Origin of the sequence: Rhodococcus sp. YL-1 (assembly GCF_001942025.1) — a bacterium.
GTDB lineage: Bacteria > Actinomycetota > Actinomycetes > Mycobacteriales > Mycobacteriaceae > Rhodococcus_F > Rhodococcus_F qingshengii.
Genome location: NZ_CP017299.1, coordinates 6,005,739 through 6,031,034, shown reverse-complemented (window position 1 = coordinate 6,031,034; position 25,296 = coordinate 6,005,739). Strand labels below are relative to the sequence as shown.

The 25,296-nt window shown below is 62.2% G+C and carries 28 protein-coding genes and 1 pseudogene; 18 read left to right on the top strand and 11 right to left on the bottom strand.

All coding sequences use genetic code 11. The features are described 5' to 3' along the window. Nucleotides 1-372: 372 nt before the first annotated feature. On the bottom strand, nucleotides 373-1,395 hold the full coding sequence (locus tag BH682_RS28125; protein WP_075834854.1) for a zinc-dependent alcohol dehydrogenase family protein: 1,023 nt from the start codon (nucleotides 1,393-1,395) through the stop codon (nucleotides 373-375). 134 nt (nucleotides 1,396-1,529) lie between these two features. Here BH682_RS28125 and BH682_RS28120 point away from each other — a divergent pair, with 134 nt between their 5' ends. Then, complete coding sequence (locus tag BH682_RS28120) at nucleotides 1,530-2,426, top strand: helix-turn-helix transcriptional regulator (RefSeq protein WP_075834852.1); 897 nt, start codon at nucleotides 1,530-1,532, stop codon at nucleotides 2,424-2,426. A gap of 27 nt (nucleotides 2,427-2,453) precedes the next feature. On the opposite strand, the gene BH682_RS28115 is transcribed toward BH682_RS28120, so the two are convergent. After that, on the bottom strand, nucleotides 2,454-3,662 hold the full coding sequence (locus BH682_RS28115) for an MFS transporter (protein WP_075835538.1): 1,209 nt from the start codon (nucleotides 3,660-3,662) through the stop codon (nucleotides 2,454-2,456). A gap of 178 nt (nucleotides 3,663-3,840) precedes the next feature. On the opposite strand from BH682_RS28115, the gene BH682_RS28110 reads away from it, so the two are divergent. After that, nucleotides 3,841-4,926, top strand: coding sequence for a PQQ-dependent sugar dehydrogenase (locus tag BH682_RS28110; RefSeq protein WP_075834851.1), 1,086 nt, complete (start codon nucleotides 3,841-3,843; stop codon nucleotides 4,924-4,926). Between the two features lie 109 nt (nucleotides 4,927-5,035). Then, nucleotides 5,036-5,440 carry a DUF4259 domain-containing protein gene (locus BH682_RS28105; RefSeq protein ID WP_003942974.1) on the top strand — a complete coding sequence of 135 codons (405 nt, stop codon included), beginning with the start codon at nucleotides 5,036-5,038 and terminating at the stop codon, nucleotides 5,438-5,440. Nucleotides 5,441-5,465: 25 nt separating this feature from the next. Here the strand turns inward: BH682_RS28105 and BH682_RS28100 are convergent, their stop codons facing one another. Beyond that, nucleotides 5,466-6,149 carry an SDR family oxidoreductase gene (locus BH682_RS28100; RefSeq protein WP_007735616.1) on the bottom strand — a complete coding sequence of 228 codons (684 nt, stop codon included), beginning with the start codon at nucleotides 6,147-6,149 and terminating at the stop codon, nucleotides 5,466-5,468. Between the two features lie 77 nt (nucleotides 6,150-6,226). On the opposite strand from BH682_RS28100, the gene BH682_RS28095 reads away from it, so the two are divergent. Continuing rightward, nucleotides 6,227-6,835 (top strand): TetR/AcrR family transcriptional regulator, encoded by a 609-nt coding sequence (locus BH682_RS28095; protein ID WP_007735618.1) that lies wholly within the window; start codon nucleotides 6,227-6,229, stop codon nucleotides 6,833-6,835. 94 nt (nucleotides 6,836-6,929) lie between these two features. On the opposite strand, the gene BH682_RS28090 is transcribed toward BH682_RS28095, so the two are convergent. Further along, complete coding sequence (locus tag BH682_RS28090; RefSeq protein ID WP_075834849.1) at nucleotides 6,930-7,895, bottom strand: hypothetical protein; 966 nt, start codon at nucleotides 7,893-7,895, stop codon at nucleotides 6,930-6,932. Between the two features lie 283 nt (nucleotides 7,896-8,178). Here BH682_RS28090 and BH682_RS28085 point away from each other — a divergent pair, with 283 nt between their 5' ends. Continuing rightward, the gene (locus BH682_RS28085) at nucleotides 8,179-9,075 is read left to right on the top strand and encodes an SDR family oxidoreductase (protein WP_007735622.1); all 897 of its coding nucleotides are present in this window, start codon (nucleotides 8,179-8,181) and stop codon (nucleotides 9,073-9,075) included. 39 nt (nucleotides 9,076-9,114) lie between these two features. On the opposite strand, the gene BH682_RS28080 is transcribed toward BH682_RS28085, so the two are convergent. Then, entirely contained in the window at nucleotides 9,115-9,741 is a 627-nt protein-coding gene (locus BH682_RS28080) for an FMN-binding negative transcriptional regulator (protein ID WP_047889521.1), read from the bottom strand. A 79-nt stretch (nucleotides 9,742-9,820) separates the two neighbouring features. Here BH682_RS28080 and BH682_RS28075 point away from each other — a divergent pair, with 79 nt between their 5' ends. After that, entirely contained in the window at nucleotides 9,821-11,155 is a 1,335-nt protein-coding gene (locus BH682_RS28075; protein WP_223304481.1) for an aminotransferase class I/II-fold pyridoxal phosphate-dependent enzyme, read from the top strand. A 108-nt stretch (nucleotides 11,156-11,263) separates the two neighbouring features. Then, nucleotides 11,264-11,968: an SDR family NAD(P)-dependent oxidoreductase gene (locus BH682_RS28070; RefSeq protein ID WP_075834847.1), complete on the top strand. Its 705-nt coding sequence runs from the start codon at nucleotides 11,264-11,266 to the stop codon at nucleotides 11,966-11,968. 50 nt (nucleotides 11,969-12,018) lie between these two features. Here the strand turns inward: BH682_RS28070 and BH682_RS28065 are convergent, their stop codons facing one another. Continuing rightward, nucleotides 12,019-12,387 (bottom strand): hypothetical protein, encoded by a 369-nt coding sequence (locus tag BH682_RS28065; RefSeq protein ID WP_042448254.1) that lies wholly within the window; start codon nucleotides 12,385-12,387, stop codon nucleotides 12,019-12,021. Nucleotides 12,388-12,412: 25 nt separating this feature from the next. Further along, nucleotides 12,413-13,783: an APC family permease gene (locus tag BH682_RS28060; protein WP_223304480.1), complete on the bottom strand. Its 1,371-nt coding sequence runs from the start codon at nucleotides 13,781-13,783 to the stop codon at nucleotides 12,413-12,415. A gap of 122 nt (nucleotides 13,784-13,905) precedes the next feature. On the opposite strand from BH682_RS28060, the gene BH682_RS28055 reads away from it, so the two are divergent. Further along, nucleotides 13,906-14,577, top strand: a complete 672-nt coding sequence (locus BH682_RS28055) for a DNA alkylation repair protein (RefSeq protein WP_063315449.1) — start codon at nucleotides 13,906-13,908, stop codon at nucleotides 14,575-14,577. Between the two features lie 5 nt (nucleotides 14,578-14,582). On the opposite strand, the gene BH682_RS28050 is transcribed toward BH682_RS28055, so the two are convergent. After that, nucleotides 14,583-15,527, bottom strand: coding sequence for a GlxA family transcriptional regulator (locus tag BH682_RS28050; protein ID WP_003942841.1), 945 nt, complete (start codon nucleotides 15,525-15,527; stop codon nucleotides 14,583-14,585). Between the two features lie 205 nt (nucleotides 15,528-15,732). Here BH682_RS28050 and BH682_RS28045 point away from each other — a divergent pair, with 205 nt between their 5' ends. The 4 genes from BH682_RS28045 to BH682_RS28030 all read left to right on the top strand — a co-directional run bounded on the left by BH682_RS28045 (nucleotide 15,733) and on the right by BH682_RS28030 (nucleotide 18,708). Then, nucleotides 15,733-16,407 carry a DJ-1/PfpI family protein gene (locus BH682_RS28045; protein ID WP_075834845.1) on the top strand — a complete coding sequence of 225 codons (675 nt, stop codon included), beginning with the start codon at nucleotides 15,733-15,735 and terminating at the stop codon, nucleotides 16,405-16,407. Between the two features lie 34 nt (nucleotides 16,408-16,441). Next, nucleotides 16,442-16,912, top strand: a complete 471-nt coding sequence (locus BH682_RS28040) for a DUF2269 family protein (protein ID WP_075834843.1) — start codon at nucleotides 16,442-16,444, stop codon at nucleotides 16,910-16,912. An 82-nt stretch (nucleotides 16,913-16,994) separates the two neighbouring features. Then, complete coding sequence (locus BH682_RS28035) at nucleotides 16,995-17,660, top strand: HEAT repeat domain-containing protein (RefSeq protein ID WP_190287601.1); 666 nt, start codon at nucleotides 16,995-16,997, stop codon at nucleotides 17,658-17,660. Nucleotides 17,661-17,673: 13 nt separating this feature from the next. Continuing rightward, nucleotides 17,674-18,708, top strand: a complete 1,035-nt coding sequence (locus BH682_RS28030; protein WP_063315452.1) for a HEAT repeat domain-containing protein — start codon at nucleotides 17,674-17,676, stop codon at nucleotides 18,706-18,708. A 44-nt stretch (nucleotides 18,709-18,752) separates the two neighbouring features. On the opposite strand, the gene BH682_RS28025 is transcribed toward BH682_RS28030, so the two are convergent. After that, entirely contained in the window at nucleotides 18,753-19,124 is a 372-nt protein-coding gene (locus BH682_RS28025) for an SdpI family protein (RefSeq protein ID WP_075834841.1), read from the bottom strand. Between the two features lie 357 nt (nucleotides 19,125-19,481). Between BH682_RS28025 and BH682_RS28020 the strand changes: the two genes are divergently transcribed. The 3 genes and pseudogenes from BH682_RS28020 to BH682_RS37335 all read left to right on the top strand — a co-directional run bounded on the left by BH682_RS28020 (nucleotide 19,482) and on the right by BH682_RS37335 (nucleotide 20,440). Then, a complete protein-coding gene (locus BH682_RS28020; protein WP_075834839.1) occupies nucleotides 19,482-19,976 on the top strand; it encodes a hypothetical protein in 495 nt (164 codons plus the stop codon). A gap of 133 nt (nucleotides 19,977-20,109) precedes the next feature. After that, nucleotides 20,110-20,268, top strand: a pseudogene (locus BH682_RS37340) (mini-circle protein); the annotation flags it as partial. Nucleotides 20,269-20,347: 79 nt separating this feature from the next. Then, nucleotides 20,348-20,440: a mycothiol transferase gene (locus BH682_RS37335; protein WP_370852753.1), complete on the top strand. Its 93-nt coding sequence runs from the start codon at nucleotides 20,348-20,350 to the stop codon at nucleotides 20,438-20,440. A 62-nt stretch (nucleotides 20,441-20,502) separates the two neighbouring features. Here BH682_RS37335 and BH682_RS28010 read toward each other — a convergent pair whose 3' ends face one another. After that, entirely contained in the window at nucleotides 20,503-20,964 is a 462-nt protein-coding gene (locus BH682_RS28010; protein WP_075834837.1) for a DUF6389 family protein, read from the bottom strand. Nucleotides 20,965-21,320: 356 nt separating this feature from the next. Here BH682_RS28010 and BH682_RS28005 point away from each other — a divergent pair, with 356 nt between their 5' ends. After that, on the top strand, nucleotides 21,321-21,977 hold the full coding sequence (locus BH682_RS28005) for a response regulator (protein ID WP_030537435.1): 657 nt from the start codon (nucleotides 21,321-21,323) through the stop codon (nucleotides 21,975-21,977). 27 nt (nucleotides 21,978-22,004) lie between these two features. Here BH682_RS28005 and BH682_RS28000 read toward each other — a convergent pair whose 3' ends face one another. Beyond that, a complete protein-coding gene (locus tag BH682_RS28000) occupies nucleotides 22,005-22,379 on the bottom strand; it encodes a response regulator (protein ID WP_223304479.1) in 375 nt (124 codons plus the stop codon). A 75-nt stretch (nucleotides 22,380-22,454) separates the two neighbouring features. Here BH682_RS28000 and BH682_RS27995 point away from each other — a divergent pair, with 75 nt between their 5' ends. Next, nucleotides 22,455-24,281, top strand: a complete 1,827-nt coding sequence (locus BH682_RS27995) for a sensor histidine kinase (protein WP_223304478.1) — start codon at nucleotides 22,455-22,457, stop codon at nucleotides 24,279-24,281. 120 nt (nucleotides 24,282-24,401) lie between these two features. Further along, nucleotides 24,402-25,223 (top strand): alpha/beta fold hydrolase, encoded by an 822-nt coding sequence (locus BH682_RS27990; protein WP_075834835.1) that lies wholly within the window; start codon nucleotides 24,402-24,404, stop codon nucleotides 25,221-25,223. Nucleotides 25,224-25,296 lie beyond the last annotated feature (73 nt).

Below are 25,296 nucleotides of genomic sequence, written 5' to 3'. Positions count from 1 at the left end.
GATACGATTCGTCAGCAGGTACGGCTCGTCAGCAGTACACAAGAAAGCCTGCCCCACAAGGAATTCAGTACGCAACCGTAGGTAGAGACGAGTTTCGTTGCTACAAAGTAGCGCCGAGTCGCTCTCATTGAAACATTCACTCGTACAATCGGTTTCCGCTGGTGGGGGTGCATATCAGTCGCGTAGCATCCTCTTGGATCAAAGCGGCTGCGCACCAATAGAAGTACCCATCCTCACCTTCGGCGTCATACGCATTCGCTGTGATCAGTGAACATGCTGCTCGGTAAACCAAGAGCGCCTCTCGTTGGTAGCCGAGACGTTCCTCGATCGGCGTGGAGAGCCCAGTTCTGACTCGTGAGCCTTTGTTATCGGTCAGAGGGTGAGTAGCACTTTGGTGGCGCGCCGCTCGTCCATCGCCTGGTAGCCGGCGGCGGCGTCCTCCAACGGGAGAGTGAGGTCGAAGACGATGCCTGGGTCGATCTGGTCGGTCATGATGAGCTCGATCAGTTCGGGTAGGAATCGCCTGACCGGCGCGGGACCGCCGAGCAGGCTCACCGTCGCGAAGAACAGGTTCATGCCGTCGAGTTCGACGCCGTGGGATACCCCGACGTAGTCGACATGTCCGCCGGGGCGGGTAGCTCCGATAGCCTGCATCATCGATTCTTGGGTGCCTACGGCTTCGACGGTCGAGTGGGCGCCGTAGCCGCCGGTGAGTTCCTTGATCTTCGCGATGCCCGCGTCGCCCCGCTCTTCGACGATGTCGGTGGCGCCGAATTGCGTGGCGAGTGCCTGCCGGTCGGCGTGACGTGACATGGCGATGATCCGCTCGGCGCCGAGTTGTCTGGCAGCGAGGATCGCCAGGAGTCCGACTGCGCCGTCGCCGACGACGGCGACTGTTTTGCCAGGTCCGGCTTCCGCAGCTACGGCGGCGAACCAACCGGTGCCGAGTACGTCGGAGGCTGCAAGGAGGCTGCGGGCCTGCCGCTCGGTCGGCTCTCCGTGGACAGGGACGAGGGTGCCGTCCGCGAGCGGGATGCGAGCGTATTCGGATTGGGTGCCGACCGAGCCCATCATGACCTGGTGTATACAGCGAGACTGAAAGCCGGCCTCGCAGATTTCGCAGGTGTTGTCCGACGCGACGAACGAGCCCACGACGAAGTCCCCAACTTCGATGTCGTTGACGTCGGGGCCGACCTGTTCGACGACGCCCACGTATTCGTGTCCCATCGGCGTCGGGCCATTCAGCTCTTCGATGCCGCGATACGGCCAGAGGTCGGAACCGCAGACGCAGGTGGCTGTAACGCGAATGATCGCGTCGGTCGGTTCGACGATCACCGGCGCATCGATCTCTTCGACCCGGACATCGCCGGGGGCATGCATGACGACAGCGCGCATGACGTGGCTCCTCACCATCGGTTTCTTCGTGTCACTTCAACCTGATCACGATTCGGCGGCGTGCGGGAGTCCCGCGCGTTAGTGGTACTGCGAGGGACTCCCTCGCTACCGGTCACTGACTTACGCTCGATGGCATGGACGATCGAGCGCAAGTACGCGAATTCCTGACCTCGCGGCGCGCCCGAGTCACGCCCGAACAAGTTGGACTTCCGGCCGGATCGAACCGCCGCGTGGACGGTCTACGTCGAAGTGAAGTGGCAACCCTCGCCGGCGTGAGCGTCGAGTACTACACGAGGCTCGAGCGCGGAGCGATCAGCGGCGCATCGCCGGGTGTACTCGACAGTATCGCGAAGGCCTTACGACTCGACGACGCCGAGCGCGCCCACCTTTTTGATCTCGCGCACGCGGCAAGCCCGGTAGCCAGGCCCCCGCGTCGGCGAAATGCGAAGGGCTGGAAGCCCCATCAGAGCCTGCAGTGGGCGCTTGATGCAGTCACCGCGGGACCCGCTTTCGTGCGGAACGGTCGCATGGATCTTCTTGCTGTCAACCCACTCGCGCGTGCGTTCTACAAGGACCTGTACGACATGCCGGGGCAGCCCCCGAACATCGCGCGCTTCACGTTCCTCGACGAAAGGGCTTTCGAGTTTTATCCGGACTGGAACGAGTTTGCCGAGGTGACCGTCTCGATTCTGCGAACCGAGGCCGGGCGAGATCCTCACAACAAGGAATTGCACGATCTGATCGGTGAACTCAGCACTCGGAGTGAGGAATTCCGGCGTCGGTGGGGCGCGCACGACGTCCGCCATCACGGCACCGGATTCAAGACATTTCACCACTCCGCCGTGGGGGAGCTGACGCTTGCCTTCGAAGGTTTGGAGATGGCCGCCGAGCCGGGGTTGACGCTCACGATCTACACCGCAGAGCCGGGATCGCCGTCCGCGGAACGGATGCAGTTACTCGCCTCGTTGGCAGCCAGTGAGAATGCGGACTCTGCTCCTCACGTGTCGGAGCGGTCGCTGACGGACGGCTGACGAACTGCGCGACGGTTGATCGGGTCGTCAGTTGACGACTTCGACGGCGGTGCGCTTCGTGCGTTCCTTGCGCAACAGGATCATCAGCGGCAGAAAGTAGAGAGCGGCAACGCCGGTGCCTACCAACACCGGCCCAGTGGCACCGAGACTCGAGGCGAACGCGAACCCGGCGATCCAGGAGCCGACCGCCGTGCCCAGATTGAACGACGAGGTGCTGAGAGCAGAAGCCATCGTCGGCGCCTGATCGGCACAACGCACAGCCATCCCGATCAGGATGGGATTGGTCGACATGCCGAATAGTCCCAGCATGACTACGAGAAACACCGTCACGATCACGTTGTGCGAGAAGAGGCAGAGCGCCCCGAGCACGAGAAACGTCATCGCTGCCGAGACGAACAAGACCCCGTACTGATGCTTCGCACCGAGTCGACCGCCGAGATTGGAGCCGACGAACGCACCGAGTCCGTAGCCGACAAGCACTAGCGGCACTGCCGACGCAGCAAGTCCCGTGTTCTCGGTCAACAGCGGAGAGATGAAGCTGTACGCCGCCAGCGACGACCCGCACACGACGGCGCAACCGGACAGAACGAGCCAGATGCGTCCGTCCCGTAGGCTCGCGATCTCCGCTCGCCAGGACGGCACCGCACCGGATTCGGTGTCGGCGGGTACCAATCGGTGGACGACGGCCGCGGCGACGAGTGCGAGGGCGGCGAGGGCCCAGAAAGGACCACGCCACCCGATGCTCTGACCGGCCAGAGCGCCGAGCGGAACACCGATGACGTTCGCGAGCATGCCTCCGCCCAAGACGATGCCGAGCGCGCGCGAGGAAGACGCCGGGCCTGCCGCTTTTGCTCCGACCACTGCAGCGACTGCCCAGAAGGCGCCCGTCGCCACGGCTGTGAGGAAGCGGGCGCCGAGAATGAGTCCGAAGTTGGACGAGAGCGCGACGATGACGTGTCCGATCGCGAAAACAATCAGGGCCGAGCTCAAGGTCACGCGTCGGGGAACCCTGAGTGTCAAGATCGCCATCGCCGGCGTGCCGACGATCATCCCGATCGCGAAGACGGTGATCATCAAGCCGACGTTCGCGATCGACGTCCCGAGGTCACCCGCAATCTCGGGAAGAATGCCGGCGACGACGAATTCGGTTGTGCCCATCAAGAAAACTCCGACGGCCAGCACATAGATCACGAGCGGCAGGCGGCCGGTTTCTTCGACGGTCGGGGCGGAAATCATGAGGTGGTCAGTTCTCTTTCTGTTGACGACGCGCATGTCGTGGCGCACCCGTCCAGGGCATCACGCCCGTCGCCTGCGAGGGAGTCCCGGTCGTTGGGGGTACTCGAAGGGACTCCCGGTGTGACCGATTGCGCGCTACCGTCGGCGCAAAGACTGCCTGAGCCCGGGAGGCGCGCCCATGACACGACGACAGATCCGAGGGCTTGGCGCCGCAGTGGTCCTTTCGGCCTTCCTGACTGCCTGCGGTAGCGAGGATCCTGAAGGGCCCGGTCCGCAGGCAAGCACGACAACACGATCGGCGCCCGCCGCGGCCTTCGGCGAACCCGAGACCGTCGCCGACGGCTTGGACGCGCCCTGGTCGATCGCATTCCACGGCGATACACCACTTGTCAGTGAGCGCGACAGCGCGCGAATCCTCGAACTCGACGCCGGCGGAAACAGCCGCGAGGTGGGAGTCGTCGACGGCGTCAGCCCCAGGGGTGAGGGCGGTTTACTAGGGATCGCAGTACGTGAAAACCGCCTGTACGCGTACTTCACCGCGAACGGGGAGAACCGGATCGAACGCTTCGACATCATCGGTGCTCCGGGGGAATTCGCGCTCGGGCCGGCCGAGACGATTCTCGACGGGCTCGCTTCGGCCAGCTACCACAACGGTGGTCGCATCGCGTTCGGCCCGGACGGGATGCTGTATGCCACTGTCGGTGATGCCGGTAGGCGAGACAGAGCTCAGGACCTCGACTCGATGTCCGGGAAAATCCTTCGAATGACTCCGGATGGCGATGTGCCGCTAGATAATCCATTTCCGAACTCGTTTGTCTACAGCTACGGCCACCGCAACTCCCAGGGCATTGCCTGGACCGAGGACGGCACGATGTACGCCAGCGAGTTCGGGCAGGACACCTGGGACGAACTCAACCGGATCGAAGCAGGCGGAAACTACGGGTGGCCCGAGGTCGAAGGGATTGTGGGTGAAGACGGATTCATCGACCCGCTCCAACAATGGTCACCTGACGACGCCAGCCCCAGCGGAATCGCCATCCACGACGGCACGATCTACATCGCCAATCTTCGTGGTGAGCGACTCCGCACGGTGCCCTTGACCGATCCCGCGACCGCCGACGAGCAGTTCGTCGACGAATACGGGCGCCTCCGTGACGTTGTAGTCGCACCGGACGGGTCGCTGTGGATACTGACGAACAACACCGACGGTCGTGGCGACCCCAACCCCGGTGATGACCGCATCCTTCGCGTGCCGTTGCGCTGATGTCGATTTCCGGCGAACGCAGTACTTCCAGCCCGAGGGTCCTGGCCGAAGCCTGTGATTCACTAATATCTTTACGACAGGTGCGCCGGGTACGGATCGGAGAGACAGCATGGGGACTTGGGGTTCAGGACCTTTCGACAACGACGTAGCGGGCGACCTGCTCAGCGCAGTACAGGCGGGTGACTACGACATCGACGATTACGCTAGCCACCCCGATGGCGGTTATCTCGATGCCGATGATGCTCAAACAGCAATCGCCGTCGCCGAGATTCTTGCGGTTGCGCACGGCGTTGCGCCGAAGCCTGTGCAGCTGGATGGAATTGACGCCGCCGGGTACGTCAGCACCTTGAGCCCGGAGCAGAAGAGTTGGGTCCTCTCCGCACTCGAGCGTGCAGTTTCCGACAGCGACACTTCGGAGTTGTACGAGTTGTGGGAAGAGAACGGTCCGGAAGACCTCGCAGCTTGGCGGGCACCGATCCTGAGCAGATTGGCCAGCCTCAAAACGGTGGGGTAAGCGTCACTCGTCTGCAGTCCCTTGCTTACTCGGAGTTCGACGAGGACAGACTCCCCTTGACGTACCGGGTGGTGTCGTCAGCGAGGATCTCGGCGAGCCCGCTTTCGATACCGTCCAGTGCTTGCGCGGCGACGTCGGCAGGATCGATCTTCTGTTCGGCGGGTACGCCAGCGGCCATGTCGGTATCCATGTATGCGACATGCAGTGCCGATACGGAGATTTTGCGCGGCGCAAGTTCTTCTCGAACGGCGTCGGTCATCGCCCAGGCCGCTGCCTTCGACGACGCGTAAGACCCGAGCGCGGCTGGATGGAACCAGGACAGCACCGACAGAACGTTGAGTATTGTTCCGCCGTCGTTGTTTTCGATGACGGGAGCAAACGCCCGGGTCACGGCGAGCGGGCCGTAGAAGTTGACGTCCATCTCTCGTCGAATGTCATCGATGTCGCCCCCGATCAAGGGCGCCGAGGTAGAGATACCTGCGTTGTTGACCAGCAAGGTCACATCCGATGCGATTTGCGCGGCGGCGGTTATCGATTCGGCGTCCGTCACGTCCAACCTCAGGGGGATGACGCCGGGTAGATCGACAGTTTCCGGATTGCGCGCAGCCGCGTACACCTTTGCGCCGCGCTCGACGAGTCCCGCAGCCAGATGGCGTCCGAGCCCGCGATTGGCTCCTGTGACGACCGCAACCGTCTTGTTCAGGTCCATGATTCTCCCAGTGTTGTGATTGCTCGTGACGTTTAGATTATGAATCAAATCTAAGTGTCGGCTAGGATAGATGTCAAGTGAAATCCAAACTGGAAGGCGTTGTGATGGGCCGCGTATCGCAGCAACAAGCGGAAGAGAACCGTCGGCGCGTCGTGGAAACCGCAGCCCGACTGTTCCGAGAGAAGGGCACTCACCTCAGCGTCGCCGACCTGATGAAGGCGTCGGGGCTGACCCACGGTGGCTTCTACAAGCAGTTCGCGTCCAAGGACGCTCTCATCGACGAAGCGACCACCCACGCCTTCAAGGAACTGGCTCAGCTGCATTCTGCGGGACTCGAAGAGCATGCAGGGCAACGTGACTCCGCCCGAAAAGCTTTGATCGATACCTATCTCTCGGTGGCGCATCGCGACAACCCGGCAGACGGATGCCCCGCTGCTGCGCTCGCCGCCGACATGGCGCGCGAGCCTGCAGACAGCGAGGCCCGTCGGGTTTACACGGAGGGAGTGGGGGATTTTGCCGCAGCTCTTGCCGACGACGAAGCTGTCGGTCTCCTCCGGCTCTCCACCATGCTCGGTGCACTGGTTCTTTCGCGAGCTACGAAGGGTTCCCCGCTCTCCGAGGAAATTCTCGATTCCGCGCGCGTCGAACTGATCAGAGGGCTTCGAGAGCCGCTGTCATCTTCTTGACGGTCTCGGGTGCCCCTGGCCGCGAATCCCGCTTTCACGAGGTCCAGTGCTCGCGGTTCCGAGAGTCGGACTCTCGATATGTCGATTGAACGCTCTAGTTGATTCCGACGACTTCCTGGGCGATCGCTGCGAGTCTTGCCTGGGCAGCGGATACGACGCCGTGTCGGTTCTTGTGCGCTTCCTCGTACGCAACGATGTCCCGCACCTGTGCGGCGTCGGTCAGTTCCTTCACGGCGGAGACGGCTTGGGTGACGTTGAGTTCGTCGAAGTCTTCGATGGGAAGTTCAGTGGGGTCGAGTAGCCCACTCGACTTCCGTACCGAACGGAAAACGTCGGCGGCACCGTCGGCACCTTCTCGGCGAGTGACCTTCTCAGCCGTGGCGATGGCCGCATCCCTACTGGCCGAGAGTGTTTTCACAGTCACGTCACCGGCATATGCGCCCCAGCTGATCAGCTCACCCAGTACCGGCGGTGAGGTGCGAACAGCGTCGATGGCACGGTCGAGACTGCGGGTCGACCAGGAGACCGGAACGTTGACCAGCCGTATCGCCGCGCCGGTGGCAGCTTGCATCGGTGTGCGGCGCAAAGCTGCCGGTCCACCGAGTGCCTCTTCGGCCAAGACAGTCGTGAGCCAGTCCACGGTCGCGGAGTGTGCAGTGATGAGGCGGTCGGCCAACGCCGCGACGGTCTGATCGCCGCCGGCAGTGGCCAGGGCCTTGAGGTAGCGGGAACGGTCGAGGAGTTGATGTTCGAGCGCAAGGTCTCCCAATACCGCTTCGTCGAAGGGCTGAGCCTGTTCGACCATCGCTTTCACTCCGGCTGTCGCGCGTCCGAGGAACGGACCGACCAATTCCGGAACGCCACCCAGATCGCGAATCGTGGACTCGATGGAACTCGCCCTTTCACGGCCGTTCTCTGCGTTTTCCGTCAATTCGCGTCGAACCGCTTCGGTTCTGGCCTGTGCGACGCGCGTTTCGGCGACCTGGATCTCGGTGTGCGTCAGACCGAGGAGGATGCGTAACTGGGTGATCAAGGCGGACGTGGTTTCGGAGTTGCTCATATCGGGGTCGTCCCTTCGTCGGTGCGTGCTTTACGTGATGTTCAGCTTCTGCTCGACGAGTGCTCCGCGGGTCGCGGAGCCACCGCCGCTACGCGGGCTACCCCGACCTACCGCGTAGTAACCACAACGAACAAGTGGGCTCGACGCACCGAGATCGTCGGCGCCAGGACGAGTGAGATCCCGGCCACCCCGAGGTTTCGATTTCTATTCGGTGGGAAGGAGGCATGTGCAGTGCATCCATCCAGAAGCCCGCGAGAAACTGCGTCACCCGAGGAGTATCGATATGCCGGACCAGTACGCAATGCAGGACCCGACCACGCGGTTCCCCGCTCCTGTGCGTGAGCGGCAGGCGGAGATCGCACACCCCGGTCTCACCGCAGACATGATTTCTCCTCCCGACCACGGTGAAAACACCTATCGAGGAAGCGGTCGACTCGAAGGAAGGCGTGCGATTGTCACCGGAGCGGATTCGGGCATCGGACGTGCGGTCGCGATTGCATTTGCCAGAGAAGGCGCGGACGTTGTCCTGAGTTATCTCGACGAGGAAGAACAGGACGCTCGGGAAACCGCTCGCTGGGTCGAGGAGGCAGGTCGCAAAGCCGTCTCGGTGCCGGGAGATCTCCGAAGCGAGGAACACTGTTCTGCTTTGGTCGAAACCGCGGTGCGTGAACTCGGCGGACTCGACATCTTGGTGAACAACGCCGCGTTTCAGATGGTGCAGATGGGCGGCATCGCCGATATCACCACCGAACAATTCGACCGTGTGATGAAAACCAACCTCTACGCACTATTTTGGCTCTCCAAAGCAGCGATCGCGCAGATGGAGCCCGGATCGACGATCGTGAATACCTCGTCCATCCAAGGTGCGTCCCCGTCGCCCGAGCTGCTCGATTACGCCACGACAAAGGCGGGCATCATCGACTTCACCAAGGGGTTGGCCGCCGATGTCGCACGAAAGGGAATCAGGGTCAATGCCGTTGCACCTGGACCGATTTGGACGCCACTGATTCCGGCGACGATGCCCAAGGAGAAGTTCGAGACGTTCGGGGACGACGTTCCGCTCGGGCGGGCAGGTCAGCCGGCCGAGCTTGCTCCCGCCTATGTATTTCTCGCCTCTGGCGAATCCAGTTACACCACTGGGGAAGTCATCGGCGTGACGGGTGGAAAACCTCTCACCTGAATGTGCGACTAGACAAGGCGTACGACGACGGCGTAACGGTCAACCGTTGTCGAGGCCGGCGGCGACCATCGCTGCGGCGGTCTCTCGTTCGGAGAATGAGCCCTTCTCCAGACCCCGGATGACGCCGGAGCGATCAGCGGGGGAACGGTTTTGGTTCAACTTCGCTTTTCCGTAGACACGGGCCACGTGCAGTTCGATCCCCACAATCCCTCGCAGCTGCGCATCGACGAACTGCGGCGGCGCGTCGGTGACCTTCCATTCGTTCTCACGGCCGGATTCATGTCGAGCTGTCAGTGCGGTGACGTGCGCACGCAGCCACTGCTCGTCGTCGTGCGCAACCAGTTGGCCGTAGACGTAGAGAACTTCGTAGTTCCACGTCGGGACAACCTTCCCGTGGACGCTCTTGCTCGGGTAGAACTCGGGGCTCACGTAGGCGTCGGCGCCGGGGAGGATCACCAGAGACTCCGATGTCCCGGTGTACCGCCAATGCGGATTCGTCCGGGCGAGATGCCCCTCCAACACGTTTCCTTCGGCGTTGTACAGCAGTGGCATCGACGTGACTTCGAGGGTCTCGGGGCCCGGTGTGACCAGGTGTCCGAATCCACCGGCGCGGAGAGAGTCGGCGACCGCGTCGTCCGAGAGGCGGAATTGTCCGGGCAGTATCATGTGTCTCCTCGCAGATTTTTTGTCATGTGACAATGTGTCACAGCGTGGAGGTTTTGTCATGTGCTAATAGAGTGAGCCTGTGACCAGCACTGTGGCGGACCAGGTGAGGCTCTATGTCGTCCGCGGGACAGCGGGCGAGATTTCCGAGGGCATCCGCAATCTCATCAGTGCTGGGGTACTGGCTCCAGGGGATGCGTTGCCGCCCATACGGACCTTGGCCGACGATCTCGAGGTTCACCGGAACACAGTTGCCGGAGCCTATCGCTTGCTCGTGGCGGCGGGAGTTGTGGAGACACAGGGCCGGCGCGGCAGCTTCGTGCGAGCCATACCGTTCCTGGAAGGAGAAGGCGGTATCGCTCTTCCTGGCAGCGTGGATCTCGCCAGCGGAAATCCTGATCCGGCATTGCTGCCTGATCTCAGAGCCTCGTTGGACCGGACCACTTACACGCCCCGGTTGTACGGTGCCGCAGCCACCGAGCCTCTACTCGATTCCTGGGCACGTTCCTCGATCGAGGACGAGGTTCCAAGGCCGTGCTCGATCACCATCACCAACGGTGCCGTTGACGCGGTCGAGCGACTGTTGACCGCTCATTTGACCCGAGGTGACGCCGTCGCGATCGAGGATCCGTGCTTCCTGGCGAGCATCGGAACGCTCAAAGCCAACAGCTTCCGAGCGGTACCGATGGACATCGACACTTCGGGTATTACCCCGCAAGGGCTGCTGCGTGCTCTCGAAAGTGGTGTGCGCGCGATTATTTGCACCCCTCGTGCGCACAACCCCACCGGGGTCAGCATGAGCGCCGACCGAGCGGCGATTCTCGGAAGCATCCTGGCCGAGTTCCCTCACGTTCTGGTAATCGAGGACGATCACTTCTCTGCCGTGTCCAGCAATCGGTACTGTCGGCTCGCTCCGATGAGCACGACGCGGTGGGCGCTTGTTCGTTCCGTGTCGAAATTTCTCGGGCCCGACCTGCGCGTGGCAGTGGTCGCCTCGGACCTCGACACCGGCATTCGGCTGAGCACTCATCTCCGGTCGGGCGCCAACTGGGTCAGTCACCTGCAGCAGCGCTTGAGTGCTGAACTGCTGAGTGATCCGACGGTGATCGACGGCCTCGCCAAGGCTCGCGCTGTCTACGAGCGCCGCCGAACCCTTCTGAAATCTGCACTGTCAGAACATGATATCGAGGTTCCTGACACTTTCGACGGACTCAATGTCTGGGTTCCGCTGGATCGGGATTCCGAACCGATTGTCGAGCGACTCGCCGAGTCTGGCTGGCTCGTGCGGGACGGAAGTCAGTTCTCGGCGACGCCGGGTCAGTGCCACCGGGCACTTCGTGTGACCGCCTCCACCATCACCTCTGACCAAGCACGCGAGTTCGCCAGTGCCCTGGCTGAAATATTGGCGAGCCCGTAGTTGTCCAGCTGCACTACGGTGCGAATCTGAGTCTCTCGCTTCTCGACGAAACTACCGGCGACGGCTGGATCGATAGGATCGGTTCGAGCGACGACGAAGGGTGTAATTGTGGCGAGGGCGGTTGTTGTCGGTGCGAGCCGAGGTCTTGGTCGTGCTTTGATCGAGGGACTGAGGAGCGACGGCCACGAAGTTCTCGGCATATCGCGTCGGCGTCCTGACGGGTTCGACGTCTCCGAGTGGATCGAAGCCGACCTGACCGATCCTGTTACGGCAGCGAATTCGATCGATCAGGAGCTTGTCGGTGGTGTAGACACCCTGATCTGCAACGTCGGGATTTGGGAAGGGGACGCCTTCACCACTGACTATGCATTCGCAGAACAATCGGACATGGAAATGCTCGAAATGATCAACGCCAACATCACGGCCACAATTCTCCTGCTCAAGCGCCTGATCCCGAGAATGATCGGCCGTCCTCGACCTCGGATCATCTTGACCGGGTCCACCTCGGGACTCCCGCGAAGCGGTAGGCCGGAGGTTGCGTTCGGTGCATCGAAGTTCGCGATCAACGGCATTGCCGACGCGTTGAGAGAGGGCTATCGGAAGGACAGACTCGCAGTGACTGTCCTTCATCTCGGATATCTCAATACAGAAGACGGACTCGACGTGCCCCGAGACGTCGCTGCCGCCAGGGGAGAGGGATCTCTGGTCCCGGTACATGACGTTGTGGATACGGTGCGCTCGATCTCGAGTTTGTCGTCTTCGACGTCAGTGCGGGAAGTAGTCCTCACTGCGATCGACGATCCGCGATTCTGATTTGCGGCTGTCGACTCAATCTGGTTGCTGAACAGACGTATTCAGAGAATCTAGACCCCGATCAAGAAGTAAGCTCCGGTCAGATACGTCAGGGTGAGGCCCGCCAAGGTCCACGCCATGTACGGCCGGATGTAGAGGCGCCGCAGGCGGTGCAATCGCAGGGAGGCTCGCAAGAACGCGCCCACGGTCCCGAGCAGCAACATCAGGCTCGGGACGAAGACCGCCAGTCGGCGATCCTTCTGTGAGCACAGCAAGGTGTCGGTACCGAAGCATTCGCCCCGCCGGGAGCCCAACCACACGATCGCGATAACCAAAACCGCGGTAGCCAGAACGACTGACACGCCGTACGTCAGGGTTCGCCTGTTGATCTTTCGCTCTCGACGCTGAATTACATCTGACGCGTCAGAACTGTCGGTCATCACACCGGCTCCTGTACATCGCACCTCACTTCGTGGATCGGCGGTGGGAGAGGGCGTACAGCACTACTCCGACGGCCAAGAGTAATGATGCGCGTAACCACGTCGCAGCGCTCTGCTGGGTGAGCAACGCAACGCACGTACCGAGAGCGAGGATCGGGAAGATGATCGGCGTTCGGAAGTGTTTGTGTTGCACTGCGTCACGGCGCAGAACCAGGACGGCGATGTTGGTGCTGATGAATACGAAAAGCAGCAGGAGTACCACCGTCTCCGCCAGGGCTGACAGCGATCCGGTGACGCAGAGAGCCATGGCAACTGCTGTGGTCGCGATAATCGCCACCCAGGGGGTCCGTCGCTGCGGCAGTACCCGAGCGAAGACGCTCGGGAGCAAGCCTTCCGATGCCATCCCGTAGGTCAGCCTGCTCGCCATGATCATTGTCAGCAGTGCGCCGTTGGCGACGGCGACCAACGCGATCAGACTGAACAGGCGAGGCGGAACACCGACATCGGCAACTGACACAACTTCCAGCAGTGGCCCGGAGGATGCGGCAAGTTCGTCGGCGGGCAGGACCACCGAGACAGCCAGGCCGACAAGGACATAGGCGGCGCCGGCTGTCAGCAATGCTCCGAACAGTGCGCGTGGGTAGACCTTGCTCACGTTCTTCACTTCTTCGGCGACGTTCGCGGACGTTTCGAAGCCGACAAAAGAGTAGTACGCGAGGAGTGCCGCAGCCAGCACCGCGAGTGCAGGCGATCGGCTGTCGTCGAACTCCACGACTCGGCTCAGGGTTCCGTCGCCGCGCCCGAGAACTATGCAAGCGAGGACGACAACGAGGACGAGCCCGGTGACCTCCACGACTGTCATGACGACGTTGGCGCGCATCGACTCCTTGATGCCTCTGGCATTGAGAAGTCCCACCAGGAGCAGGAAGACGAGCGCCGCTGGAACGGTTGGGACGTCGATGAAGGCTTTGAGATAGTCGCCCGAGAATGCGAGGGCGAGTCCCGCCGCACTGGTTACGCCGGCCGCCAGCATCGAGAAGCCGACAAGGAACGAGATCAGTGGTTTCCGATACGCCCGTTGGGCGAAGACGGCTGCGCCGCCCGCCCGCGGATATTTGGTGACCAGTTCGGCATACGACGTTGCTGTCAGCAATGCCATGACGAGCGCTACGAGCAGTGGTACCCAGACGGCTCCACCAACTTCACCGGCGATGACGCCCACCAATGCGTAGATACCGGCGCCCAGGACGTCTCCGAGGATGAACACGAAAAGGAGTGGGCCGGTTATGGCCCGAGTGAGAACGTTCTTACCGCCGCCTTCATCTCCGCGTGCGGTTTCGTCCACGTTCTCAGCACCCGCGGCGCGTCGCATATGCAAGGTTCGTCCTGTCTTCATGGTGGCGTGCCGCCACCTCAGGAGCAGACATGTACCCAGTGGTCGAAGTTTCAAACGTGGGTCGCTCGCTTTCTCGTGCTTTGCTTGTAGGTGAATCGCAGAAATAGTGACTGGAGGACGATGTGGCTGAAACGACGGTTGCGGCGGTGATGGACGAGCTGGCTGCGCTCGAGGATCCGAAGGCGCGCGCGGTGAACGAGAAACACGGTGACGATCACGGTGTGAACCTTTCAAAGCTGCGCGCTGTTGCGAAGCGATTGAAGACTCAGCAAGAACTCGCACAACAGCTTTGGGCAACGGGCGACACCGCAGCGAGACTGCTTGCCCTTCTGATCTGCCGCCCGAAGGTGTTCGAGCGTGACCAGTTGGACGTCATGTTGCGTGAGGCCCGTACTCCCAAGGTGCAGGACTGGCTCGTCAACTACGTGGTGAAGAAGAACCCGCACGCGGAGGAATTGCGGGTGGCCTGGACCGCAGACTCCGATCCTGTGGTTGCGAGCGCCGGCTGGGCCCTGACTACCGAGCGCGCAGCGAAGAAGCCTGAGGGACTTGATCTTTCAGGATTGCTCGACGTCATCGAGACGGAGATGAAGGATGCTCCTGATCGCCTGCAATGGGCGATGAACCACTGCCTGGCTCAGATCGGGATCGAACATGCCGAGTTCCGGGCCCGCGCAATCGACATCGGTGAGCGTCTGCGAGTGCTCGAGGATTACCCGACTCCGCCGAACTGTACCTCGCCGTTTGCGCCGATCTGGATCTCGGAGATGGTGAGCAGACAGAGTGAGAAGTAGGTCGACTACCGCGACGTTCGAAACTGCGTCCGGTATCGCTGTGGACTGGTACCGACCAGGTCTCGGAAGCGTTCGCGGAATGTCGTGACGGCATTGAATCCGACTTGTCCCGCAACACGTTCGATCGAGTGGTCGGTAGTCTCGAGCAGAAATTGCGCTTGGCGGAGCCGCGCGTGATGGAGCCACTGCAACGGCGTCGTACCGATTTGTTCCTGGAATCGGCGGTTGAGCGTGCGAGTGCTCATCGTTGCCTTGGCCGCGATTGTCGTGATGTCGAGTTGCTCCCCGAGGTTCTCTTCCATCCAGTTCAGTAGCGGCCTGAGGGTTGTCCCGCTGGGTACGGGAGGCTCGTGAACGATGAATTGTGCTTGCCCTCCGGCACGTTCGAGCGGCATCACACTCAGCCGCGCCGTGTCGGCGGCGACCGCGGACCCGTAGTCCTGACGGACCATGTACAGACACAGGTCGAGTGCGGCCGCGGCGCCGGCGGAAGTCAGGACGTGCCCGTTGTCTACGTAGAGAACGGCGGCGTCGACGTCGATAGCCGGGTGCCGGCGGGCCAACTCCGACGCAGCCGCCCAGTGCGTCGTCGCGCGAAGTCCGTCGAGCAGGCCTGTGTCGGCGAGGGTGAATGCGCCGACGCACAGTGAGGCGATGCGCGTGCCGCGATCCGCGGCAGTTCTGAGGGCTTCGATGATCTCGGGGTCGATCGGCACATCGAGATCGGCGGTGCCCGGGATGATGATCGTGCTGGCCTGGGCGAGACGTGACAGTCCGTGCGGTACGCGCATCGTGAACGTTCCGGTCTCCACCTCCTCGGTGAGCGCGCACACGGCGGTCCGGTAGGCCGGTGCGCCTGAGGGAAGCCTGCATCGTCCGAAGACTTCGAGGGGTGCTGCCAGGTCCATCGGCACCACTCCGGGCAACGCGAGAACTGCAACGTCATGCATGTCTGAAACGTAGCGTATGTGGCGCGAGATTCTGTGATCTCGTGTCGTGAAATATCCTCTCAACTGGTATTTCACAGAATATGTGAGGTTGGCTGAAAGCCGTCGAAGGTTGGCTTTCAGCCGTCGCCGCAGGGGTCAACTTCCTCCTACTGTCGTAGGAACAGCGACGCGCACAGGAGCGCGTCGCACAAAATCGGAGGTTGCAGTGCACGCGCAGATCGTGTTGTTCGACGGATTCGATCCCATGGATGTCGTGGGTCCGTACGAGGTGCTCTACGCCGGGCGTCTCGCCAGCGGTGGGGCGTTGAGTGTCGAACTCGTCAGTGCGGAGGGGCCTCGGACCGTCCTGAGCGGAAGTGGTGAACTCGCTATGACCGCCACTGCAACCCTCGATGTCGAACACGCGGATCTGATCATCGTTCCCGGAGCATCGGGTCTCTTCGAACCCGATGCGGACCAGCCGGGCACCAGTTTGCCGGAAAGGCTCGCGGCCACAACGGAAACCGAACTGCCTGTCATGATGCGGCGTGCACTCGACGATCCTGGTGTTCTTGTTGCGACCGTCTGTGGAGGATCTTTGGCGCTGGCGATGGCGGGGCTTCTCGAAGGGCGCCGCGCCGTGACACACCATCTTGCCGTGGACGCACTGGCGGCCGGCGGCGTTATTCCGATCCAGGCGCGAATCGTCGACGACGGTGACCTGATCACCGCCGGCGGTGTGACATCCGGTCTCGACCTTGGCCTGTACCTGTTGGAACGATGCCTCGGGCCCCGGATAAGTCTCGAGGTCGAAGCGCTCTTCGACTACGAGCGTCGTGGAACGGTGTGGTCGGCCAAGGGCGCCGAGCCTGTAATCACCTTCGCCCCGGACGCTGCGTGAATACGCTTGTGCGTACCGAAACGCGAGAAATCTCATGACCGGAATCCTGCTGTCCCTCCACGTGATTGCGGCCATTCTTGCCATCGGCCCCGTCGCTGTGGCGGCGAGTACGTTCCCGGTGGCGAGTCGCGCCGCGCTCGCCGATCCGGACAGCGCCAGTGTTGCGACGACGGGCATGCTGCATCGCATCGTTCGGGTGTATGCCACGATCGGCGTTGTCGTTCCGATGCTCGGTGTCGCCACCGCCGTCAATCTCGGAGTGCTCGGTGACCTGTGGATCCTCACCTCGATCGCACTCACCGTCGTTGCCGCCGTGATACTCACCGCGGTCGTGCTTCCCGCCCAACGGCTGACAATGGCGGCGATCGAAGGAACCGGGTCCGTTGTGGATGTCGCAACGCGGCTCACCCGTCGACTGGGCACAGCGACGGGGATCTTCAATCTGCTCTGGGTCGTTGTCGTCGTGCTGATGATCTTTCGGCCAGGATCGACAACCGGCGTGTGATCCGAGGCGATATTTCCCGTGTCGGAGACAGCGACGCTTGACCTTGACACAGTGACAAGGACTCCAATGGTCGACGAAGGAGGTGGTTGTCGTGAACACAACCAACCATGGTGGGCAGAATGCTCACCTCGTCGACGCATTGGCCGCGGCTGATCCCTCGGTTCGGCTGCGCGCCGCGCTCGCTGTCGGCACGCGCCCGGACCCTGAGCTGACGGATGCCCTGATCGATCGGTGCGCCGTCGAGCCGGACTTCTTCGTCCGCGACATGCTGACCTGGGCATTGTGCCGCTTGCCGGCCGAAATTACGGTACCGAGGCTGATCCGTGAGCTCGGGTCCGATGGTTCGCAAGCCCGCAGTCAGGCGCTCCACACCTTGTCCAAGATCGGCGATCCGATCGCGTGGCCCGAGGTCTCTGCGCTGGTGCACGACCAGGACGACGAGGTCGCGCGCAGTGCGTGGCGCGCCGCAGTGGCACTCGTGCCGGCAGGAGTCGAGGGTGCACTCGCAGCGGATCTGGCGACCGAACTCGGGCGGGGTGAACTGCAGATGCAGCTCAGTCTGAGCCGTGCTTTGACCGGGCTCGGCGAGGCTGTACTCCCGGTGCTCGACGCGGCCGGTATGAGCCCGAATCCGCGTGTCCGGGCGCATGCTGATGCTACAAAGCAACTCTGGCAAGACCCCGACGGTGGGTTCGCACTCTCACACGAGTTGGCGAAGCGCGTCGCGGCAATCGGCCCGGACGCGTAGGAAGGGGAGACGGATGTTGATCGGCGAGGTCTCGCGGCGTTGTGGTGTCAGCACACGGATGCTGCGTCACTACGACACCTTGGGACTGGTGAAGCCGACGGGCCGCACGTCCGGCGGTTACCGGGAGTACTCCGCCGACGACATCCGTCGACTCTTCCACGTCGAGAGCTTGAGGACGTTGGGGCTCTCGTTGAACGAGGCCAAGCGTGCACTGGACGAACCCGACTTCGCGCCGGCCGATTTGGTGGGTGAACTCATGCAACACACTCGGCAACGGATCGCGGCGGAGGAGGAATTGCTGACCAAACTCGAAAGGGTCGATGCCAGCGCCCCTTCGGAGTGGGACGACGTCCTACGCATGGTCTCACTGTTGCGTGCACTCGAATCCGAGTTCGCTGCCCATCGTCAGCAAGCGATCCTGTCGCAGGAGCTGAATGCGGCGTTGCCCGTCGACGCACTCGTCGAGGCCATCCTGTCGGAGAAGGATGCCAACGTGGCCGGAGCGTTGCAGTGGGCGTTGGCGAGGACCGAAGGTGCGGGCCTTGCAGGTCTCACGAAGGGCCTCGAATCGGAGGACGTCGAGGTTCGACGCCGCGCGACGTCGGCCATCTCCGGGATCCACACCGAGGAAGCAACTCGGGCGCTGAAGCGAGCTCTCGATGATTCGGACGCGATAGTCCGCGCTGATGCCGCTCTCACCCTCGGATCTCGCGGAGAGGCCGTCTCGATGCCCGCTCTCCTCGAGATGGTCGCCGACGGGCGACGCGACGTCGAGGCCGGAGAGGTGCTCGGTCTTCTCGCGGAGCACTCACCGACAAGCGGTGAGGTCGTCGATGCCGTGCAGGCAAGGCTCGACGGCACTGACGACGCCCCGACGAGGTTGCGAATCACGCAGGCACTCGCTGAGATTCCCGGCGCGGCGGCCCGGGAAGCGCTCGCCCGGCTGACACGCGACGACGACAAGACGGTCGCGTCCACGGCAGCGGCGATCCTCGCGATGCGGGACCGTGGACCACGCCGACGCGAACGACCGCGTATCGGGAACTGAAATCGGAGAACTAGGGCACCTCTGAAAAATGCGGGCCCGGGTGGTCAGCGCCGCAACGATTTTGCCGCGGCGTTGCCCTTCAACGCTGCACAGAGCAGGACAAGGAGCACCGCTAGAAACACGACTGTTGAGGCGACAGCCGACACCACAGATCCGAAACCTGTCACGACACCGATGGTGACCTGCATGCACAGTCCCACTACGGCTGTCCACACCGTCCGGCGTAGAAGGGGCCACGCAATCCGATGGGCCAATTGCCACGCCTCGGGGCTCGAGATCGTCGCCTTCGTGCGTATGCCGACAACGGGATTCGGTTCATCACCGACGACTCGCGGAAGAATCCCGGCAACGAACGCGAGGACAAGCGTCGACGACGACAGCGAGGCCGTCAGACCCAGTAAGTCAGGCGATCCCACCCGTCCAGCCCCCCTGTCGGCAGATTTGACACAGCGGACATTCCAGTCTGGGGTGCCGCTGGGACACATCCGACTGTATGCGAACGAATGTATGTACTGCTGATCGGGTGACGCACTTTCAGGCTTTGTCGGATGAGCAGTGGACTCGATCTCGGACTAGTTTTCAGACAAGCCCTAGTGTGGATTGCCTAGGCAGAAAAGGTTTCCCGCCGGATCCGCCAACACGTGCCGGATGATCCGCCCGAATCAAGTCGAGGTGAACCGTATTCCTTTGGCTGTGAGCCTGATCCATCTCAGGCAAAGCCTCGAAGCTGCTGCGCACCCGCTGCGCGGTGATCAACGGATAGGGTTTCTTGCGTGGTAGATCAACGGCGAAAGAGTTTGCGACGCAGGTACCTGAGCCTCGGTCTTGGCGAACTGGCCGCCGCGGGAGTGTTTGCCGCCGTGGCTGTCAGCGTCGTGATGCCTCGGCTCGAAGGTCCGAAAGACTCCGCGGCGCTGTGGTCGGCGCTGGCCCCAATGCTCGTGGTTCTCGTGCAAGCGGGTGTCTATTGGCTGCTTGCCCGAGGCTGGGTCGAGCAGGCGCCGATGCCTGCCCGCCTCGCGGCGCTCTACCGTGTGTTTCGGGTCCTCGACATTGTCGTCTTGGCGGTCGGTCTCCTCGGCGTGCTCATTTGGCTACCAGATCATTTCGTCACTGCGGCGGCCATCATGGTGGTGTGGGCTTTCGGCGTCGTCGAATACGTCAATTACTTCGTGGCCCGTCTCGCTTATCCGCTGCGGCGGTGGCCGTTCGAGGTCGGCAAGTGGCGGACGCCTCAACTTGTGCGCGACCTGCATTCGGCGCGGTGATACCGGCAATTAAGCCGGCCTTTGCCGCAACGGCAAAATTTGATGCGGGATCGGCGTGAGTTCGGAAGGATCGGTACTGCCTATCCAGGAATGAAGCCTCTTCGTCGTTCTTCAGCGAGGAAGGAGATCCACCATGGCAACGTCGCGTCGGAGCCGCCGTGATGTCCCACCGCCCCGGACAGGGATTAGCGAGACCGATACGCTGCGCGCGTTTCTCGACTACCTGCGTGATTCGATCGCTGCCGAGGTTGAAGGTGCTCCGGAACCTCAGGTGCGCACCACAATTGTTCGGTCGGGAACAACCTTGCTCGGGCTGGTCAATCATTTGACCTTTGTCGAACGATCGATGTTTCTCGCCGAAAACGTGACGGATTGGAAAGCGACGTTTCAGCGAAGAGACCGGGCGCCATGCCGGGCACGCTGACATCCTCCGCGAACTTATCGACGGTTCGACCGGTCGGTGACATCGCAACATCGATCACAACAGTGGTTCGAAGTCGTCCGTCTCGCCGACAGCTTCCGCGCTTCATTGAGGCGAATGTCCACTACCGAAATCGGGGCCCACAGGTATCGGGTCGGTCGCTCCGTCGGGAGTTGTTACTTCCCAGTGCAGTTCGGATGCAGTCGGGGGAACGAGCGCGCCGATCCACTCGGCAACGACACCGACGATAACTTTCTCGAGTTCCGTGCGTGACCACTCTCGCGGACGAGTGGGAACCGGTGGCTCCCAGCCTTCCTCACCCCAGATCACGCTGAAAAGCTCCCGCTCGTCGCCGATCTGCTGATTCAAACTGAACGCATCCGGATCGTCGAATCGCGCCCAGGCGCCGAAAGTGCCCTCGCCGTCCTGGTCCACGGAGACGTCGATGACAATGCCTTCGGCATGTGCTGTCGCCGCGGCGCGCATCGCCGCCAGCCGGCTTTCGACTACCGACGATGTGGTGTCGAGGACGGACCTCAGCGAGTCACGGTATTCGGTAGCTTCCACGGACTCAGAATATAGAACTCGCGGCTTCGAGCATGGTGGTATCGGGTCTTGGCCGAAATGTGGAGCGATGACGAGACCTGGGGGACTCGCAGTGCATCTTCGTGTCAATGTATAACCGTTCGCCTGCAAGCATTTTCGGAAATCGATAGGGTTTGGCTTGTATTGATGTGGGGAGACTCGCAGCGTTGAGTGCGGAATCTGCGCACGACGGTTTCGCTCCTCGAGATCAGAGCGGTGAAGGTGGCATATGTCCGTTATCTTTTAAGCGGTGGTCCCATCTCCGGCCGCCACGCACTTGCGAGTGCGGACTGCAAGTGGAAGGCGGCCCTCGTGCAACAGGTATCGAGCCGAGTCTTGTGACGGCCCTGCGAGTGGTCATCGCCGACGACGACGTGCTCCTACGGGAGGGGGTGGCCAGCCTGCTCACTCGGGCAGGCCTGGAAATCGTCGGACAGGCAGGGGATGCGGACGAACTGCTGACACTGGTCGACGGGCAAAATCCGCAACTGGCCATCATCGACATCCGGATGCCACCGTCACACACTTCGGAAGGGCTCGACGCAGCGCTGCGTATAAGAAGAGAGTTCCCCTCCGTTGCAATGCTTTTACTGTCAGCACATGTCGAGGTCGATCATGCGTTGGAGCTTCTCGACGGAGGGAAGGGGATCGGGTACCTCCTCAAGAGTCGAGTGACCGACGTAGACGATTTCGTCGCGACGCTCGACAGGATCGCAGCCGGCGCCTCGGTCATCGATCCCGCTCTGGTCTACGAATTGGTGGCGGCCAGGCGACGTGACGACCCGTTGGCGGCACTTAGCGTCCGCGAGCGAGAAGTGCTGACGCTGATGGCAGAAGGCCTGTCGAACGTGGGGATAGGGCGTCGGCTGTGGATCACCGAGGGCACCGTCGAAAAGCACGTGCGGAGCATCCTCACCAAGCTCGATCTGGAGAGTACCGCCGACGACCATCGCCGCGTGCGCGCAGTCATCATGTATCTCGATGCCGTCAGCTGACGGGTGTCTGCGTTTGAATCGGCACACTCATCCTTGCGAAAGAATCCGCGCAATCGAGTCTGCGGACAGTTCGAACTTCGAGAGGAATCCGATGGCTGAACTCGATTCGACAAGATCGGCGAAGTCTTCTTCGTCGTGTGTCGACACAAGGATGATGGCCGGCGTCGGCGCCAAACCGGCGGCGTGGAGAACCTCCACCACGTCGAATCCGCTTTCGAAACCGAGGTCGATGTCCACCAGGACCAGGTCGGGGTGGGTAGCTTCGGCCACTGTGATGGCCGTGCCGAGGCTGGATGCGGTTCCGACAACCGTCATACCCGCGGCCTCGAGCACTCGTCGTGCAGCGGTGCAGAATGCATCGCTGTCGTCGACGATGAGGCAGCTCCGGTCGGAAGACTTCACCCTGTCAAGGCTGTCAGACGTCGGCGCACCCGGCATTACCGCTACCCGTAATTTCTCGGGGAACCCGGGCGTCCGATGACTTCGTCAGTTCCGTTGCGCGGCCGTCTCGTCACGTCCGTGCTGCGTCCGAGCGCTCCTCCCCTCGGTTGGGGCATCGCCCTGGCTACGGGATTGATTGTCGTGGAGATTCTTCTCGTTCTGATGTTGAAGCGGATTGCACCCGAGAATGCGTTCGGCGCGGTTTTTCTTTTCGGTGTCCTCGTCGTTTCGGCAGGCTGGGGATTTCGGCTGTCAATTGCGACGGCGGTTGCCAGCACTGCCGCGTACGCCTACATCCACGTCGTCGAAAGCCGTGAAAGCCTTGTACCGGCAGTGGTGGTTTTTCTCGTCCTGGCCTTGCTGACCAACGTTCTCGTCGGTCAGTCACGTCTTCGCGCCATGGAATCGGATCAGCGTCGTCGTGAGGCGGATCTGTTGGCTGCGCTGGCTCGGACGATGCTTCGGACGTCGAATGTAGTGGAGATGCTAGACGACGCGAGCGTGCGATTGTCCGCCGTGCTCGACCTGCCCGCGCCGTATGCGAAGTTAGGGCCCGCGGATGCCCCGGTGGGGCGCGGGCAGAGGCGGATCGTTCTACGGGATGGAGCCTGTGTCGCGGGTTCGCTACTTGTACCGGCAGAGTTGACCCAGGCCGATGCTCGCCGCGTTCAACGAATCGTACCGTCGCTCGAGGCCCTGCTTGCCGCTGTGCGAGATCGCGGGGTACTTCTCGAACAGACTCTCGCGTTGGCGCGTCAGCAGGCTTCACTGCGACGCGTAGCGACACTTGTTGCCTCGAGAGCCGAACCCGACGATGTCCATCATGCTGTCGCCGCGGAGTTGGCCGACGGACTGGACATCGAACACGTGTCGGTCGTGCGTTACGACGACGACGACTACTTCACAATTCTCGCTGCGCGGGACGATACTACAACCGGAGAACGATTGATCCCGGGTGAACGCTTCCCTGTCGGTGGATACAACGTCTGCACGATCGTCGAGACTTCGGGTGCGCCGATTGCCATCGACTTCACCACTGCGACAGGGGCGATCGCGGGGAGGCTGCGCGGACGCGGGTTGCGTACGGGAATCGAGGTACCGATCAACGTCGACGGTCGGACGTGGGGAGCTGTAATCATCGGCGGTACGGGACGTGTTCTCGCGAGTGACGTCGAGGACCGGTTGACCGACTTCGCAGACCTGCTCGCAACCGCGGTCTACAACGGTGAAACCAGGCGCGAGCTCACACGGTCCAGGGCGCGCGTCGTGGCTGCAGCCGACAAAGCCCGCCGAACCATCGAACGTGACCTGCACGACGGGGCGCAACAGCGGATCGTCACTCTCGGGATGGAGTTACGCGGCGCTCAGGCCGCAGTTCCCGACGGATTCGATGAGCTGCGAATCAGCTTGGCCCGCACCGTTGAGACACTGGCTCAAGTCAATACCGATCTTCGTGAACTCTCGCGAGGGATTCACCCGGCGATCCTGTCCCGCGGGGGTCTCGCGCCGGCGCTGAAGACTTTGGCTCGCCGCAGTCCGATCCCGGTCGCGCTCACAGCCGAGATCGTCACTCGACTAACCGATTCTGTGGAAGTCGCGGCGTACTACGTTGTCGCTGAAGCGCTCACCAACACCGCGAAATATGCCGACGCGTCCGTGGTTACGATCGCGGCCGTCTCGCAAGAGGGTCGTCTGGACCTCACCATCAGTGACGATGGCAAGGGGGGAGCAGACGCCGAAAGCGGTTCGGGTCTGATCGGGCTGCAGGACCGCGTTGCCGCGGTTGGAGGAACTCTGACGATCTCGAGCCCGGTCGGTGGTGGCACCACCATCACCGTTCGCATCGATCCCTCTACCAGTTAGCCGGTAGTGGGTTCCCCGGGTAGCGCTCCCCCACAATGGAAGCCAGCAGCGACGACATCGCTCCTGAAGTGGACGAATGTTCTTGTTACCCAACGAGAACCTTTCGCCCAGGAGGACATCATGCCGTACATCACCACTTCCGACGGAACCGAGATCTACTACACCGAACAGGGCGCCGGGAGGCCTGTGCTGCTCAGCCACGGTTGGCCCCTCTCCTCGGACGCCTGGCAGTTGGAACTCAAGGTGCTCGCCGACGCCGGTTACCGTGCCATCGCACACGACCGTCGCGGCCACGGCCGGTCCTCGAAGACCTATCAGGGCAACGACATGGATACCTATGCCCGTGATCTGGCTGAACTCGTCGAAGCGCTCGACCTCCACGATCTGACGCTCGTCGGTCACTCGACCGGAGGCGGCGAGGTCGTTCGGTACGCAGCGCAACACGGCGCAGGGCGTGTTGCCAAGGTGATCACCGCCGGCGCCGTTCCGCCGATCATGGTGAAGTCGGAGAACAACCCGGAGGGCACACCGATCGAAGCGTTCGACGACATCCGGTCCGGAGTTCTCACCGACCGTTCGCAGTTCTATCGCGACATCGCCGAGCCGTTCTTCGGCGCAAATCGCGAGGAGTCGAACGTGTCCCAGGGGGCGAAGGACGATTTCTGGCGCCAGGGAATGCTGGTCAATCTGGCAGCTGCCTACGACTGTGTCAAGGCGTTCTCGGAGACGGACTTCAGCGAGGACTTGAAGGCGTTGACCGTTCCCGTCTTCATTGCGCAGGGTGACGACGACCAGATCGTTCCCATTGGCGCAGCCGCCCTCAAGGCAATCGAATTGGTCAATGACGGCACATTGAAGATCTACAAGGGTGCGCCGCACGGAATCTACGGCGACTACCAGAAGGCTTTGGACGCAGACATTCTCGACTTCATCGCCAAGTAAGCCATTCAGCCCAGGCCGGTGGTGACCGTATGGTCACCACCGGCCTTTACGTGACAGAGTCCCGCCCTCGTCC